Raw genomic sequence first — 16,301 nt, forward strand, 5'->3', positions numbered from 1 at the left:
CGAGAGGGTTGTCTTTTTGTATTGGGATTATTCTTATCCAAAACTGAAAACTGGACTATATTGAAGACACGGGAACCGGAAAAAAAGAAGGACGAGTCCACAATAGCCCATATAAAGGACATAGGCGATAGAAAAATAGAAGGCCAAGTCCACAATGGCGCTTTTAGAAGACACGAGCAGTAGAAAAATGAAAGACCGAGTCCACAACAGTGATCTTCAATAAAAACAAACAAAAATTTAAGGTTTTTGAAAAGAATTCACCTATAGACATACACCCAATTGTGAAACACAACATAATATAATAAAGAGTATTCGAAAAATTGTATACAAATCCAAATTGCCGGGCAGAATGGGTGTATGGAGGTGGAGGAATTGAGTTCATTTTTGGCACATAAACATATTGAAGAAATGTGTGTGATTTGTGAGAATCTAAAACCAAAAGGCATACATCTATATACTTCGTTTATTTGTACCGACTGTGAAAATGATTTGATTCAGACAGATACAAATGATCCAAAATATAAATATTTCCTTAAGCAGCTAAAAAAAATAAACACTCCAGAAATATTTTCATAACAAGTCCTTATGGGCTTTATTTTTTTTGTTAAACTTAGTCGTTGATTTGCGCTCCAGGCGCTTCGCTTTCCGCGGGCGTGCCGTGGAGCCTCCTCGGCACTTCAGTCTCCTCTGCCACGTGCTCCCGCAGGAGTCTTCGCGCCTTCCGCTCCAATCAACAGTGTTAAAAAGTCAACACTGCCCTTTAACATAGCTTTTTGTTAAAATAGATGAGACTATATAAAGGAAGTATAAAAAATGACTCAATACCAGAAGCCCTTATATGAAGCATTAATAAAACATATAGAGCAGAAGCCAATTTCCTTCCATGTACCTGGGCATAAATATGGGGAAATTAACCGATCTCCATTTTTTCAGCCAATTCTGCAGCTCGATGCAACAGAACTGACGGGACTGGATGATCTGCACTCGCCTGAAGAAGCCATCTTAGAGGCAGAAACCCTTTTAGCTGACCTTTTTCAAGTAGAAAAAAGCTATTTTCTAGTAAATGGATCAACCGTCGGCAACTTAGCGATGATCATGGCAGCTTGTACAGAGGACGATACAGTCCTTGTTCAAAGGAACTGCCACAAATCTGTTCTAAATGCGTTAAAAATAGCAAAAGTAAACCCAATTTTTTTAGAACCGGAATATAACCGGGAGTGGAGGGTGGCTGCTGGGATTACGCCGGAAACAGCAGCAAAAGCGATAAACCAATATCCCAATGCAAAAGCCATCATATTGACCTATCCGAATTATTATGGGTTAACCACCCATGTACAAGAAATTATTGAACAGGCCCACCGGCATCAAATTCCCGTTTTAGTAGATGAAGCACACGGTGCACATTTTATCATCGGCCAGCCCTTTCCAGCTTCTGCTGCACAAATGGGAGCAGATTTGGTAGTGCAATCCGCACATAAAACCCTGCCGGCCATGACGATGGGCTCATACCTGCATTTTAATAGTAAACTCATTGAAAAGACCAAGGTAGAAGAATACTTAGAAATGTTCCAATCCAGCAGCCCTTCCTATCCGATTATGGCGTCGCTTGATCTAGCCAGACATTATTTAGCCGGCTATGAGCAAAAGGACATAATCTTTTTACTAAAAGAAATCAATCGCTTTAAAGAGGAATTGGCAAAAATCAAGCAGATTAAAGTGTTAGAGTATCCCAATCATCATGGAGATTGTTTAAAAATCACGCTTCAATCCCGATGCAGATTAACTGGCTTTCAAATTCAGAAGAAATTGGAAGAACACGCCATCTATACAGAATTAGCCGACCCCTATAATGTGCTTCTCATCCTTCCATTATTAAAACAAGGACAGAACTATCCATTGGAAGAGACGGCATTAAAAATCAAAACAATATTAGAAGATCTTCCTTGCCAAGAATGGAAGGATGATTATCAGACAGTTGCCGGCAGCATTACAGGTCTGGCGATCCCTTATAAAGAGATGGATAGCTTAAAAGAGCAAGATATACATATAAATAATGCCGAGGGCCATGTTTGCGCTGAAACCATTATTCCTTACCCTCCCGGTATTCCCTTACTGTTAAAGGGTGAAAAAATAACAGCAGAAAAACTGACTCAGCTCAAAACACTGTTAGAATCAGGGGCTAGATTTCAGGGCGGCACAAACTTAAGAAAAGAGTTCATTAGAGTTTATAGACAACATTAGATTTTAACAGTTTTGGAGGTTTTATTTGAATGAACAGCGGAACATTTATTACATTTGAGGGGCCGGATGGTGCCGGTAAAACAACGATCATCAGCATGGTGGCACAAAAGCTTAACCACGCCCTATTAACAAGGGAGCCAGGCGGCATTGATATTGCCGAACAAATTAGAAGAGTAATTTTAGACAAAGAAAATACCGCGATGGATCCCAGGACAGAAGCTTTGCTTTATGCAGCAGCGCGCAGACAGCACTTGATCGAACGAGTGAAACCAGCACTTGAGGCAGGAAGAGACGTTCTATGTGACCGGTTTGTCGACAGCTCCCTTGCCTATCAAGGGTATGCAAGAGGATTAGGAATCGACGAAGTATGGAGCATCAACCAATTTGCCGTCGAGAACTTAATGCCCGAGTTAACAATATACTTTGATATCGAGCCGGAATTAGGACTGACGCGCATTAATAAAAATAAAGGCCGGGAAATTAATCGGTTAGATTTAGAAAATCTTGAATTTCACCATAAAGTCCGAGAAGGATACCATCTCTTGATCGATCGCTTTCCGGAGCGAATTGTCAAAATCGATGCTTCTGGAACAATAGATGAGATTTATAAAAAGACCTTACAGATTGTCGAAACAAAATTAGCCGAAAAATAGCCTTCAAGTGAAGGCTTTTTTTTATGGCTAAATTTCCACTTAACATAAATCTGATATAATATAGATAAAGGAACTAGAATCGGTTTAATAGAGGAGAGGTTGTTCGATGAAACTAATTATCGCTGTTGTACAAGACCAAGATAGCAACCGGTTATCAAAGGCATTAGTAGAGAATAATTTCAGGGCGACAAAACTTGCCAGCACAGGTGGATTTTTAAAATCAGGCAACACAACCTTTATGATCGGGACCGAAGATATTCGCGTGGACCGTGCTCTCCAGATTATTAAGGATAACTGCAGGGCCAGAGATCAGCTCGTTTCCCCTGTGTCTCCAATGGGCGGGAATGCGGACTCCTATGTTCCATATCCAGTAGAAGTGGAAGTAGGCGGAGCCACGGTATTCGTCTTGCCAATCGAGCAATACATGCATTTTTAAAAATAAAAAATTATATTTTGACTTTGAGAATTGTCTAGCTTCAGCGCCTAGGCGCTTCCGCATTTCTTTTAAAAAAGCGAGTGATAACTTTGATTAAAACATGGGATCAACTAGAAGAGCTGCAGCCAGCCGTATTAAAGATGATAAAAAACAGCTTTGTAAAAAATCGAGTGGCCCATGCATATCTTTTTGAAGGCATGAAGGGGACCGGCAAAAAAGAAATAGGGCTTCTTTTGACGAAGTCCCTTTTCTGTGAGTCATTAACAGATGGTTTTAAGCCGTGTGAAGATTGTAAAAATTGCCGTCGGATTAACCATGGGAATCATCCCGATGTCCATATTGTTGAACCGGATGGACTGTCGATAAAGGTGGATCAAATCAGAAGCCTGCAAGCAGAGTTTGCAAAAAAGGGCTTAGAATCCTTGAAAAAGGCATACTTGATTATTCATGCTGATAAAATGAGCAATAGTGCTTCTAATAGCCTATTAAAATTCCTTGAGGAACCCAATGCTGAGACCGTGGCAATTTTAATAACCGAGCAGCCTCAGCAAATATTACCTACGATTCTTTCAAGGTGCCAAACATTAAAATTCAATCCATTATCCCCGCAGATTATGATTAAACAATTGGTGGAAAACGGTGTAGCACCCCAAAAGGCACCGCTGTTAGCCCAGCTTACAAACAGCATCGATGAAGCGCTTGAATTAAATACCAATGAATGGTTTGCACAAGCCCAAAAAATAATGTTAAAATTATATGAAGTGTTGAGAAAAAATCCGTTAGAGGCGATGGTAACGCTTCAAAGCGATTGGTTCCCGCACTTTAAAGAGAAAGAACAGATCCAGCGTGGTTTAGATCTTTTACTTCTTATTTTTAAGGATTTACTATATATACAATTAGATAGGCAGGAGCAAATTGTTTTTAAAGGGGAAAGTGAGCGGTTAAATCAATTTGCCTTGCAAACATCCGGACGGCGCATATCGGAACAAATGTCAGCTATCCTTGAGGCAAAAAGGAAGCTTGCGGCTAATATGAATCCTCAGCTGATGATGGAACAGCTTGTGTTAAAATTGCAGGAGGGATCTTCATTTGTATGATGTTGTAGGAGTACGCTTTAAAAAAGCGGGGAAAATCTATTATTTTGATCCTGGAGACCTCTCAATTCAAAAAGATGATTTTGTCATTGTTGAAACGGTACGCGGCGTCGAATATGGAAGGGCAGTCATTCCCCGCAAACAGGTAGGGGAACATGATGTTGTTCTCCCATTGAAAAAGGTCGTTAGAATTGCAGACCCGAAGGATCGAATGATTGTTGATGAAAATAAACAAGCTGCCCAGGAAGCTTATGAAGTTTGTAATGAGAAAGTAAATGAACATCAGCTGGATATGAAGCTAGTCGATGTTGAATATACATTTGACCGCAATAAAATCATCTTTTACTTTACGGCCGATGGAAGAGTCGATTTCCGGGAGCTAGTGAAAGATTTAGCGGCCATCTTCCGGACAAGGATTGAGCTCCGGCAAATTGGCGTCCGCGATGAAGCGAAGATGCTTGGCGGGATAGGCCCATGCGGCAGAATGCTTTGCTGTTCCACTTTTCTGGGTGACTTTGATCCCGTTTCCATCAAAATGGCGAAGGATCAAAATTTATCGTTAAATCCTACGAAAATATCTGGCTTATGCGGCAGGCTTATGTGCTGTTTAAAATATGAAAATGATGAATATGAATCTGCTAAGGAGCAGCTCCCTGATTTAGGGGAAATCATTGAAACACCACAGGGTGCCGGCAAAGTGGTAGGATTAAATATATTAGAGCGGGTTCTTCAGGTTGAACTAAAGGAACAAGAACGGGTTCTGGAGTATACTTTGGATGAAATCGTTAAAGAAGGGGCCTTTTCTATACAATCCACAGATTAAGAGGTGTACGCCGTGGATAAAAAAGAAATATTTGAATCAGTAAGTAATATGGAAACACAAATTGGGAGTCTTTACCAACAGCTTGGAGAATTGAAGCAGCATTTAGCCGAAATACTAGAAGAGAATCATTATTTAAAGCTTGAAAATGAACATCTAAGGCGCCGTTTAGATGTAACCACGGAAGCAGAAAAGAAAGAAACAGGGGTTAAAAAAGGAGCTGCCCAATCGGGGGCACCTGTTATGAAGCCTTTTGATGTTGGGGAAGGATACGATAATCTTGCCCGTCTTTACCAAGAAGGCTTTCATATTTGCAATCTTCACTTCGGAAGTTTGCGCAAGGAAGGCGATTGTTTATTTTGCCTTTCCTTCCTTAATAAGAAATAGCTAAAGCCTTCCTTCAACAGGGAGGCTGTTTTTTTAGGAGGAATCTATGGTTATATTGAAGGAAGATGAGCGGCTTGATTATTTGCTTGCTGAAAATTTAAGGATTATTCAAAGTCCATCTGTATTTGCCTTTTCACTAGATGCCGTTTTGCTGGCAAGGTTTACGTATGTCCCAGTTCAAAAGGGGAACTTAATTGACCTTTGCAGCGGCAATGGGGTGATCCCTTTGTTTTTAAGTGCTCGGACAAAGGGGAAGATTACAGGTGTAGAAATTCAGGAGCGGTTATATGATATGGCGGTTAGAAGTATTGAATATAACGAGCTTCAGGACCGATTAACCATGATTCATGGCGATATTAAAGAAATGGCCAAGCAATTAGGCTTTGGAAAATTCGATGTTGTCACCTGTAATCCACCTTATTTTACGACACCCTCCAAGGAAGAAATCAATCCAAATGAGCATTTAGCTATTGCTCGGCACGAGATTCTCTGTACGCTCGAGGATGCGGTAAAAGCTTCAAGCCAATTGGTGCGCCAGGGCGGGAAAGTAGCCTTTGTGCACCGGCCAGGGCGTCTGCTAGATATGATTACGTTGATGCGCTCATATAGGCTTGAGCCCAAACGAATTCAGTTTGTTTATCCAAAGCAGGGGAAGGAAGCCAATACCCTTTTAGTCGAAGCAATTAAAGACGGCAGTCCCGATTTAAAAATACTTCCGCCGTTATTCGTCTATAATGAAAAGGATGAATACACGCCTGAGATCCGAGAAATTTTATATGGTGAATAACGAACATTACTTTTATGTGTTAACCTGCCGGGATGGAAGCTTCTATGGGGGCTATACGAATAATCTTGAGCGCCGCCTAAGGCTTCATAATGAAGGAAAAGGGGCAAAATATACAAGGGGACGAGGCCCTGTTGAGCTGACCTTTTATAAAGAATATGATAATAAAACGGATGCCCTTAGAGCGGAGTATTACTTCAAAAGGTTATCACGAAAGAAAAAAATAGAGTTTTTAATGGAAGAAACGGGTGGATATAATGTGGCAGCAGAAAAGCTTTGAAAACGAAGAACACAAAGGTATTCTCTATCTTGTTCCTACTCCAATCGGGAATTTGGAGGATATGAGCTTTCGGGCAATCCGAATATTAAAAGAGGCAGACATGATTGCTGCTGAGGATACACGAAATACAAGAAAGCTTTGTAATTATTTTGAAATTGAGACGCCTGTTGTCAGTTATCACGAGCACAACAAAGAGACAAGTGGTGAAAAATTAATTCAAAAGGTTAAGGAAGGCCAAAAAATTGCTCTTGTCAGCGACGCGGGGATGCCGACGATTTCAGACCCGGGTTATGAGCTTGTGCAGGCTGCTATATCCGAAAAAATGACGGTAGTTCCTTTACCAGGTGCCAATGCTGCCCTCACTTCCTTAATTGCCTCAGGGCTTAGCTGTCAGCCGTTTTATTTTTATGGATTTCTAGGCAGAAGTAAGAAAGAAAAGCGCTCTGAATTAGAGGTTTTAAAAAAACAAACGGCAACGATCATTTTCTATGAATCACCGCATCGTTTGAAAGAAACATTAGCGATTATGCTAGATATTCTGGGTAATCGGAACATCGCCCTATGCCGGGAGCTGACTAAGAAATTTGAAGAATTTATTCGCGGCACCCTTGAGGAAGCAATTAAATGGGCCAATCAAGACGAAATTCGCGGGGAATTTTGTTTAATTGTAGAAGGGGCCACCGGTGAAGTCGAGGAAGAATTCAGTTGGTGGGAGAGTTTTACAATTGAAGAACATGTGAATCACTATATTTCAGAAAAAAAGATGGCATCAAAAGAAGCCATCAAACAAACTGCAAAAGACCGCGGCTTAAACAAGCGTGAAGTTTATCAAACGTATCATATTGAATAAAATTAAAAGCTCCAGAACCAATAAGGGTCTGGAGCCATTTATATTAAAGAAGTAAAAAAGAAAATATCCGCTTTATTCTTATTTAGCTAATTCAAAGCTGTTTTGAATTTCTTGCAGTAATTGCTCTGCACCTTCACGGCTAAGAATTAATTTCCCGCCAGCAAGTGCTAAATTATCATCAGAAACTTCACCAGTTACTTGGCAAGTCATGTTTGGCTTATATTTCTTAAGGATGATACGATCATCATCAACATAGATTTCAAGTGCATCTTTTTCAGCAATACCAAGAGTACGTCTTAATTCAATCGGAATAACCACACGGCCTAATTCATCAACTTTACGAACGATACCAGTAGATTTCATTTTTTATAATCTCCTCTCACTAATAAAAAAGTATATTTTCTATTCTACAATTCGTCATTATTCGACAAATTTTTCTTACCTTCATAATACCAGCCATTCCCATATCCGTCAATTATTTTTATTTTGGAAAATAAAAGAAATTTTACTTATGACAAAACTACTGATTTAATAGGGTTTAACTGAAAAATACTTCAATTAAACACTGTTTTTAATATTGTCGTAGTGTAAATTCATTGCCGTATGAATTCTACAATATTCGACAAATATCTACATAATCAGCTTTTAAACAACATATATTTCGCTGAGGGTCCTATGTTTATGGGTGTATAAGGAAAATATTTTAAAATGTTGGAAGTGAGGGATGGCGCTTTCTTGCACAAAAGTCCTTTTTTCGGTATATTTTGAGGATAGAAGCGGGAAAAAAGAGGCAATAATGGTCAGTAGGGTTAATGATTGCCGACCTAATAGGAGGAGTAAAAATGGAGGAAAAATTAAAGACCTTTTACCTAACAACACCAATTTATTATCCAAGTGGAAATTTACATATTGGACATGCCTATACCACTGTTGCGGGTGATGCAATGGCCCGTTATAAGCGGATGCGAGGGTTTGATGTCAGGTATTTAACGGGAACAGACGAGCATGGACAAAAGATTCAGCGTAAAGCGGAAGAAGCGGGAATTACGCCGCAGCAGTATGTAGACGGGATGGTTGATGAAATTAAAGTCCTCTGGAAAAAGCTCGATATTTCTTATGATGATTTTATCCGGACGACCGAAGAAAGACATAAGCAAATTGTTCAAAAGATTTTTGCGAGATTGCTTGAACAGGGCGATATTTATCTCGATCAATATGAAGGCTGGTATTGTACACCTTGTGAATCCTTTTACACCGACCGTCAGCTTGTCGATGGCAACTGCCCGGATTGCGGCCGCCCCGTTGAACTTGTAAAAGAAGAATCCTACTTTTTTAGAATGAGCAAGTATGCCGACCGCCTCTTGCAATATTATGAGGAGAATCCTGAGTTCATTCAGCCGGAATCCCGTAAAAATGAAATGATTAATAATTTTATTAAGCCTGGTTTAGAGGATTTAGCAGTTTCAAGAACGACATTTGATTGGGGGATTAAAGTCCCTGGCAATCCGAAGCATGTCATCTATGTTTGGATTGATGCGCTTTCTAACTATATTACGGCATTAGGGTATGGTACAGAAAACGACGCTAACTATTTGAATTACTGGCCGGCTGATGTTCATTTGGTGGGGAAAGAGATTGTCCGTTTCCATACGATTTATTGGCCGATTATGTTAATGGCCTTGGATATTCCACTGCCAAAAAAGGTGTTTGCGCATGGCTGGCTGTTAATGAAGGATGGAAAAATGTCAAAGTCAAAAGGAAATGTGGTCGATCCGGTTACGTTGATTGATCGCTATGGCCTTGATGCACTCCGCTATTATTTATTAAGGGAAGTCCCATTTGGTGCAGACGGAGTATTCACACCTGAAGGCTTTGTGGAAAGAATTAATTTTGACTTAGCAAACGATCTTGGAAATCTGTTAAATCGAACTGTTGCGATGATTGAAAAATATTTTGCTGGTGTGATTCCAGAGTATTCAGGTTCTGTCAGTGAATTTGATGATTCCCTGTTTCAAGTAAATCGTGAAACAGTCACAAAATACGAAGAAGCTATGGAGAAAATGGAGTTTTCTGTTGCGTTAACGTCCATCTGGCAGCTAGTCAGCCGGACTAATAAATATATCGATGAAACCCAGCCATGGACTTTAGCTAAGGATGAGACTAAAAAAGGTGAGCTTGCAAGTGTAATGGTTCATTTAGCGGAATCGCTGCGCAGAACGGCCATTTTGTTAAAACCGTTTTTAACACGGACTCCTGATGGGATTTTCAAACAGTTAGGAATAGAAGAGGAAGCTCTAAAAGCATGGGAAGGTCTTGAAGGTTTTGGATTAATTCCAAGCGGAATGAAGGTAGCAAAGGAAGCTCCGCTATTCCCAAGACTTGAAATTGCAGAAGAAGTAGAATTCATTAAGACAAAGATGCAGGGCGGAACTCCTGTTGTGGCTGAGGAAAAGAAAGAGGAAAAACCTGAAGCTATTGATGAAATCTCCATTGATGATTTTATGAAAATTGACCTGCGTGTTGCCGAAGTTATTCAGGCAGAGCCGATTAAAAAAGCGGATAAACTGCTAAAGCTGCAGCTGGACCTTGGCTATGAAAAGCGCCAGGTTGTATCAGGAATTGCTCAATTTTATAAGCCGGAAGAATTAGTGGGACGTAAGGTTATTTGTATAACAAATTTAAAACCAGTTAAATTACGAGGCGAACTGTCACAAGGTATGATTTTAGCAGGTTCAAAGGATGGTCAATTATCCTTGGCAACAGTTGATCAAACACTTTTAAATGGCGCAAAGGTAAAATAATGTCTAAATTGTCTAGTTCCAGCGCCTAGGGGCTCGGGGTCATAAGCCAATCCGTCGAGAAGGTTAAAAAGCAACCTTCCCGCCGGCTCGTCTTATGCCTGTCGCCCCTGGCCACTAAGGAAAGCTCCTTAGAATAATCATCGCAGGAACAAGCTGTGCTTGTTCCGAAGGCGCTTCCACTTTTCGATATAGAAATGTTCCACGTGAAACAATTTTCGGGACATTTCTATTTTTTTATTTATGGTATGACAAGGATATCTATTGTGAAAAAAGGAGCATATGAAATGTTATTCGACACACATGTACATTTAAATGCAGAACAATACAACGAAGATTTGCAAGAAGTGATTGAAAGAGCACAAGCAGAGGGAGTTTCGAATATGGTTGTTGTCGGTTTTGATCGGCCGACGATTGAAAAAGCCATGGAATTGGCAGAAAACTATGAGTTTCTTTATGCCTGTGTTGGCTGGCATCCTGTCGATGCTATTGATATGACGGATGAGGATTTAGCTTGGATTGAGGAATTATCCCAGCATCCAAAGGTAGTCGCAATCGGAGAAATGGGCTTGGACTACCATTGGGACAAGTCTCCAAAGGAGATCCAAAAAGAGGTTTTTCGAAAGCAAATCAGACTGGCTAAAAAAGTGAAGCTTCCTATCGTCATCCATAATCGGGAGGCGACTGCAGATATTGTGGAAATATTAAAAGAGGAAGGGGCTGAGGAAGTAGGGGGAATCATGCATTGCTTTAGCGGCAGTCCAGAAGTGGCGAAAGAATGCGTGAAGATGAACTTTTACATTTCACTTGGCGGTCCAGTAACGTTTAAAAATGCAAAAAAGCCGAAGGAAGTAGCGGCTGAAATTCCGTTAGATAAATTGTTAATTGAAACAGACTGTCCTTATTTAGCTCCGCACCCATACCGAGGCAAGCGGAATGAACCGGGTTATGTTAAGTTGGTTGCTGAGCAAATTGCCGAAATTAAGGGGCTGACATTAGCGGAAGTTGCCGAAGTAACGACACGAAATGCTAAAAAATTATTCGGCATAAACTGATACGAGATTTTGTCGAATGGACTAGAAGCTTGTCTTAATTTTTTCTGATAACAAAAAGTTCTACACGTCTCCTTTTCAACATAGGATTACCGTGTCGATAAGTTTTCCTTTGCAATTTTCCCAATATTATGCATAATTAAAAATACGTTCACAGGATAAGCAAGGGTTGACAGCCGGCAGCATGGTTCTCAATAATCTCTCCGAGAAAAGGAGGCGTTTTTCATCGTATTCAAAAACATGAAAAACCTGTTTTTCATGTCTTTGAGCAGGAGAAATTTGACCATTGCTATTGCTAGTTTTGTAGTTTTGTTAACAACTCTTGGAATTCTTTTTTTTGAAGGATCAAAGAAAACTGTTGCAATTACTCTTAATGGCGAGCAAAAGGTCGTTAATACACATGCAGATACCGTCAAAGAGTTATTTGATGAACTGGATGTATCACTTCGCTCACAGGACTACTTGTTTCCAAAGGCGAACGCAAAGGTGAAGGACCACCTTAAGGTCGTTTGGAAGCAGGCGAAACAGGTTACTTTTGTCAAGGACAACGAGAAGAAAACGATTTGGACAACAGCCGGGACAGTGGCTGAGTTCTTAAAAGAGCAGAAAATTGTTTTGAACGCACATGATCAAATCTCACCAAAACCAGAAGCGGCAATCCAAAATAAGCTGAAGGTCGGCATTAAAAAAGCCTTTAATCTAACCTATGTTGACAAGGGCAAAGCACAACAAGTTTGGACCACTTCGACTACGGTCGCTGACTTTTTAACGCAGCAGGGTATCAAGCTAAATTCATTAGACCGAGTTGAACCAACACTGACAGAAAAAGTGAAAGAAGATGGTGTTGTTAACGTCATCCGGGTAGAAAAAGTCACCGATGTAGTGGAAGAACCTGTTGAATTTGCCGTGGTAACCAAAAAGGATGAAGGGTTGGAAAAAGGTAAAGAGAAGATCTTATCAGCTGGTAAACATGGCCGTGTTTCCAGGCAATACGAAGTTTTACTTGAAAATGGCAAGGAAGTTTCAAGAAAATTACTTAGTGAGCAGATGATTGCAGAGAAGCAAGATAAAGTTGTGGCTGTCGGAACGAAGGAGTTATCTTTACAAGTTTCCCGTGGCGCAGTGGAAACGGGAAAAGAGTTTTATGTTACTGCAACCGCCTATACAGCAAATTGTAATGGCTGTTCAGGACGTACTGCAACCGGTCTTAATCTCCGTGCTAATCCAAACATGAAAGTTATTGCTGTTGATCCGAGAATTATTCCGCTCGGAACAAAAGTTTATGTCGAAGGCTATGGCTATGCTGTTGCAGCTGATACAGGCGGGGCGATCAAAGGGTATATCATTGATGTATTCATGCCGTCTAATGCAGATGCGTATCGCTGGGGACGTAAGAAAGTCAAAATTACAATTTTGCAGTAATTTACTTAGGTGCAGAGGGTCCTATCCTCTGCATTTTTACTTTTTCATTATTTTTATTTATACCTAACAACGAATAGATACTAGGAATTTTTCACTATGTTTTATACTTTAATGTATGATTGCTTTTGATAATATAGACGATGTACATTACAAAAATGTTTCAAGTTTTTTTCAAATATTTTTATTTAATTTATAGGAAGAAAAACGGACGGAATTAGAGACCTTAAAGAATCAAATGGCAACGAGCAGCCTAAAAATCCATAAAAAAAGGCAGCAGCTTATCTCTGAAGCGGTATTAGAAATAACGTTTTCTGATTATTCGTTTATTTTGGACATGTTATTGCAATATAAATGCCACGAATGTAAACGATTTAATATCTCCCTGTTCTTTGTTTCAGAAAAATCTATGTTACGTTTATGTTAACTTAGCAACCAAAGAGGCACCTAAGGAGATTCAAAAGGAGGCGTTTTTCATCGTATTCAAAAACATGAAAAACCTGTTTTTCATGTCTTTGAGCAGGAGAAGTTTGGCCATTGCTATTGCTAGTTTTGTAGTTTTGTTAACAACTCTAGGAATTCTTTTTTTTGAGGGATCAAAGAAAACTGTTGCAATTACTCTTAATGGCGAACAAAGGGTCGTTAAAACACATTCAGATACCGTCAAAGAGTTATTTGATGAACTGGATGTTTCACTTCGCTCACAGGACTACCTGTCTCCAAAGGCGGATGCAAAGGTGAAGGACCACCTTAATGTCATTTGGAAGCAGGCGAAACAGGTTACTATTGTGAAGGACAACGAGAAGAAAACAATTTGGACAACAGCCGGGACTGTGGTTGAGCTCTTAAAGGAGCAGAAAATTGATTTGAATGCACATGATCAAATCTCACCAAAACCAGAAGCGGTACTCCAAAATAAGCTGAAGGTTGGCATTAAAACTGCCTTGAATCTAACCTTTGTTGATAGCGGTAAATCCCAGCAAGTTTGGACCACTTCGACTACGGTCGCTGACTTTTTAACACAGCAGGGCATTAAACTAAACAAATTAGACCGAGTTGAACCAGCACCTACAGAAAAAGTGAAAGACAATAGTGTTGTTAACGTCATCCGGGTAGAAAAAGTCACCGATGTAGTGGAAGAACCTGTTGAATTTGCCGTAGTAACAAAAAAGGATGCAGATTTGACAAAGGGCACAGAAAAAACATTAAAAGCTGGTAAACAAGGCCGTGTTTCCAAGCAGTTCGAAGTTTTACTTGAAAATGGCAAGGAAGTTTCAAGAAAATTAATTAGTGAGCGGATGATTGCAGAAAAGCAGGATAAAGTTGTGGCTGTCGGAACGAAAGATTTATCTTTGCAAGTTTCCCGTGGAGCAGTAGAAACGGGAAAAGAGTTTTACGTTACAGCAACCGCCTATACAGCGAATTGTAATGGCTGTTCTGGGCGGACTGCGACGGGTCTAAATCTCCGCGCTAATCCAAACATGAAAGTCATTGCTGTTGATCCGAGAATTATTCCGCTCGGAACGAAGGTTTATGTCGAAGGCTACGGCTATGCTGTTGCAGCTGATACAGGCGGGGCAATAAAAGGTTATATCATTGATGTTTTTATGGCTTCTAATTCTGATGCGTATCGCTGGGGACGTAAAAAGGTAAAAATAAAAATTTTAAATTAATATTTTTCTATGATGCAGAGGGTCCTTTCCTCTGCATTTTTACTTTTTGTTTGTTTTTCATTATACTTAAATTCGAATGCATACTAGTATTTTTTCACTGCGTTTTATACTTTAATGTATGAATGCATTGATAATATAGACGATGGACATTACATAAATGTTTCAAGTTTTTTTCAATTACTTTTTTATTTTTGGAGGAAGAATGAAAATCCGAGAAATTATTGTCGTGGAAGGTAAGGATGATACGACAGCAATAAAAAGAGCGGTAGATGCGGATACAATTGAAACGAATGGTTCTGCGGTCAATCAAGCTACCATTGAAAAGGTACGGCGCGCCCAGGAAACAAGGGGTGTGATAATTTTTACAGATCCAGACTTTCCCGGCGAAAAAATCAGAAAAACAATCGCTGAAAAGGTCCCTGGTTGCAAGCATGCTTTTTTACCGAAGGAAGAAGCGCTAGCTAAACGCGGCAGAGGACTGGGTGTTGAACATGCCAAGCCCGATGCGATCCGTGAGGCCTTGAAGGATGCGCAAGTCATGCATGGAACGATTTCAGAAGAAATTTCTCAAGAGGATTTAATAACAGCTGGACTTGTTGGCGGCGAAGGCTCCAAAGAACGACGAATCATCCTGGGAAAGCTTTTAAAAATAGGATATACAAATGGAAAACAACTGCATAAACGCTTAATGATGTTCCAAATTAGCAAACAGGAATTTGCAGAAGCACTTGCTATTGTTAGGCAGGAGGAAAAAGATGAATAAAGATATTGCAACACCCGTGAGGACAAAGGCTATTCTTGAGAAATACGGTTTTTCTTTTAAGAAAAGCCTGGGACAGAATTTCTTAATTGATACAAATATCTTAAAAAAAATCGTAAGTTTCGCGGATTTGACGGAGCAATCTGGAGCGATTGAAATCGGGCCGGGGATTGGGGCGCTTACAGAGCAGCTCGCTCGTTCAAGCAAAAAGGTCGTTGCGTTTGAAATCGACCAAAGATTGCTGCCGATTTTAGCGGATACCCTTTCACCGTATCCGAATGTCAGCATCATTCATAAAGACGTGCTGGCAGCGGATGTCCAGTCAGTTATGGCTGAACACTTTGCCGGCATCGACGATGTTATGGTGGTGGCGAACTTACCGTATTATGTGACGACCCCGATTATCATGAAGCTGCTGGAGGATCAGCTCCCAATCCGCGGCATCGTTTGTATGCTCCAAAAAGAGGTCGCAGACCGGATATCGGCCAAGCCTGGGACAAAGGATTATGGTTCGCTTTCTATTGCCGTTCAGTACTATACAGAAGCTGAGACGGTGATGATTGTTCCGAAAACGGTGTTCGTGCCTCAGCCAAATGTTGATTCAGCGGTAATCAGACTGATTAAGCGGGAGAGCCCTGCTGTCAGTGTCAAGGATGAAACCTTCTTTTTCCAAGTGACAAAGGCTAGTTTTGCACAAAGAAGAAAAACATTGCTTAATAATTTAACGAGTCAGCTGCCGGATGGGAAACAAAAGAAAGAGGGCATCCTTGCGGCATTAGAAGCCAGCGGAATTGAACCTTCACGAAGAGGCGAGACCCTCTCATTAGAAGAATTCGGCCGCCTCGCAGACGAACTATACCCATATTTCTATTAGACCTTTTTAGAAGGTCTTTTTTTATTTGGCACAGTGCCCGCGCAGAGCAAAAAAACAATTCACATCATAGGCATTATGTGTTATCCGCCCAAGGAATTACCAACAAAATCCTTATAATAAATAATCCTATTTATCGTTCGTCACAGGGACAAAGCCGGCGGCATAGCCTATGAGAGAACT

Annotated in this window: 18 protein-coding genes; 17 read left to right on the forward strand and 1 reads right to left on the reverse strand. The window is 40.3% G+C overall.

Features of this window, described 5'->3' with window-relative positions:
- From ACIFOT_RS30980 to rsmI, 11 genes are all read left to right on the forward strand, one after another.
- On the forward strand, positions 1–183 hold a 183-nt coding region (locus ACIFOT_RS30980; RefSeq protein WP_430072478.1), incomplete at its 5' end, for a hypothetical protein.
- A gap of 174 nt (positions 184–357) precedes the next feature.
- The gene (locus ACIFOT_RS30985) at positions 358–576 is read left to right on the forward strand and encodes a sigma factor G inhibitor Gin (protein ID WP_430072482.1); all 219 of its coding nucleotides are present in this window, start codon (positions 358–360) and stop codon (positions 574–576) included.
- A 237-nt stretch (positions 577–813) separates the two neighbouring features.
- Entirely contained in the window at positions 814–2,241 is a 1,428-nt protein-coding gene (locus tag ACIFOT_RS30990) for an aminotransferase class I/II-fold pyridoxal phosphate-dependent enzyme (RefSeq protein WP_430072484.1), read from the forward strand.
- Positions 2,242–2,270: 29 nt separating this feature from the next.
- Positions 2,271–2,894: a dTMP kinase gene (gene tmk / locus ACIFOT_RS30995; protein WP_430072487.1), complete on the forward strand. Its 624-nt coding sequence runs from the start codon at positions 2,271–2,273 to the stop codon at positions 2,892–2,894.
- 106 nt (positions 2,895–3,000) lie between these two features.
- Positions 3,001–3,330 (forward strand): cyclic-di-AMP receptor, encoded by a 330-nt coding sequence (locus tag ACIFOT_RS31000; protein WP_223596413.1) that lies wholly within the window; start codon positions 3,001–3,003, stop codon positions 3,328–3,330.
- Positions 3,331–3,419: 89 nt separating this feature from the next.
- Positions 3,420–4,427: a DNA polymerase III subunit delta' gene (holB, locus tag ACIFOT_RS31005; protein WP_430072490.1), complete on the forward strand. Its 1,008-nt coding sequence runs from the start codon at positions 3,420–3,422 to the stop codon at positions 4,425–4,427.
- Positions 4,420–5,247 carry a PSP1 domain-containing protein gene (locus ACIFOT_RS31010; protein ID WP_223596411.1) on the forward strand — a complete coding sequence of 276 codons (828 nt, stop codon included), beginning with the start codon at positions 4,420–4,422 and terminating at the stop codon, positions 5,245–5,247. The genes holB and ACIFOT_RS31010 overlap by 8 nt, the downstream gene beginning before the upstream one ends.
- A gap of 12 nt (positions 5,248–5,259) precedes the next feature.
- Entirely contained in the window at positions 5,260–5,631 is a 372-nt protein-coding gene (yabA, locus tag ACIFOT_RS31015; protein WP_430072493.1) for a DNA replication initiation control protein YabA, read from the forward strand.
- Positions 5,632–5,677: 46 nt separating this feature from the next.
- On the forward strand, positions 5,678–6,418 hold the full coding sequence (locus ACIFOT_RS31020) for a tRNA1(Val) (adenine(37)-N6)-methyltransferase (RefSeq protein WP_430072496.1): 741 nt from the start codon (positions 5,678–5,680) through the stop codon (positions 6,416–6,418).
- Positions 6,408–6,695 (forward strand): GIY-YIG nuclease family protein, encoded by a 288-nt coding sequence (locus ACIFOT_RS31025; protein WP_430072498.1) that lies wholly within the window; start codon positions 6,408–6,410, stop codon positions 6,693–6,695. The genes ACIFOT_RS31020 and ACIFOT_RS31025 overlap by 11 nt, the downstream gene beginning before the upstream one ends.
- Positions 6,673–7,545 (forward strand): 16S rRNA (cytidine(1402)-2'-O)-methyltransferase, encoded by an 873-nt coding sequence (gene rsmI, locus ACIFOT_RS31030; protein WP_430072500.1) that lies wholly within the window; start codon positions 6,673–6,675, stop codon positions 7,543–7,545. Before ACIFOT_RS31025 ends, rsmI begins: the two co-directional genes overlap by 23 nt.
- A gap of 78 nt (positions 7,546–7,623) precedes the next feature.
- On the opposite strand, the gene ACIFOT_RS31035 is transcribed toward rsmI, so the two are convergent.
- Positions 7,624–7,908: an AbrB/MazE/SpoVT family DNA-binding domain-containing protein gene (locus ACIFOT_RS31035; RefSeq protein WP_223596406.1), complete on the reverse strand. Its 285-nt coding sequence runs from the start codon at positions 7,906–7,908 to the stop codon at positions 7,624–7,626.
- A gap of 479 nt (positions 7,909–8,387) precedes the next feature.
- Here ACIFOT_RS31035 and metG point away from each other — a divergent pair, with 479 nt between their 5' ends.
- The 6 genes from metG to rsmA all read left to right on the forward strand — a co-directional run bounded on the left by metG (position 8,388) and on the right by rsmA (position 16,121).
- Complete coding sequence (gene metG, locus ACIFOT_RS31040) at positions 8,388–10,346, forward strand: methionine--tRNA ligase (RefSeq protein ID WP_430072503.1); 1,959 nt, start codon at positions 8,388–8,390, stop codon at positions 10,344–10,346.
- 284 nt (positions 10,347–10,630) lie between these two features.
- Positions 10,631–11,398 carry a TatD family hydrolase gene (locus ACIFOT_RS31045; RefSeq protein WP_430072506.1) on the forward strand — a complete coding sequence of 256 codons (768 nt, stop codon included), beginning with the start codon at positions 10,631–10,633 and terminating at the stop codon, positions 11,396–11,398.
- A 237-nt stretch (positions 11,399–11,635) separates the two neighbouring features.
- Positions 11,636–12,817, forward strand: coding sequence for a ubiquitin-like domain-containing protein (locus tag ACIFOT_RS31050; RefSeq protein ID WP_430072509.1), 1,182 nt, complete (start codon positions 11,636–11,638; stop codon positions 12,815–12,817).
- Between the two features lie 488 nt (positions 12,818–13,305).
- Positions 13,306–14,487 (forward strand): ubiquitin-like domain-containing protein, encoded by a 1,182-nt coding sequence (locus ACIFOT_RS31055; RefSeq protein ID WP_430072512.1) that lies wholly within the window; start codon positions 13,306–13,308, stop codon positions 14,485–14,487.
- Between the two features lie 202 nt (positions 14,488–14,689).
- Positions 14,690–15,250 (forward strand): ribonuclease M5, encoded by a 561-nt coding sequence (gene rnmV, locus ACIFOT_RS31060; protein WP_430072515.1) that lies wholly within the window; start codon positions 14,690–14,692, stop codon positions 15,248–15,250.
- Positions 15,243–16,121, forward strand: a complete 879-nt coding sequence (gene rsmA / locus ACIFOT_RS31065; protein WP_430072518.1) for a 16S rRNA (adenine(1518)-N(6)/adenine(1519)-N(6))-dimethyltransferase RsmA — start codon at positions 15,243–15,245, stop codon at positions 16,119–16,121. The genes rnmV and rsmA overlap by 8 nt, the downstream gene beginning before the upstream one ends.
- Positions 16,122–16,301: the final 180 nt, after the last annotated feature.

It is taken from the genome of Neobacillus sp. NRS-1170 (assembly GCF_050468025.1).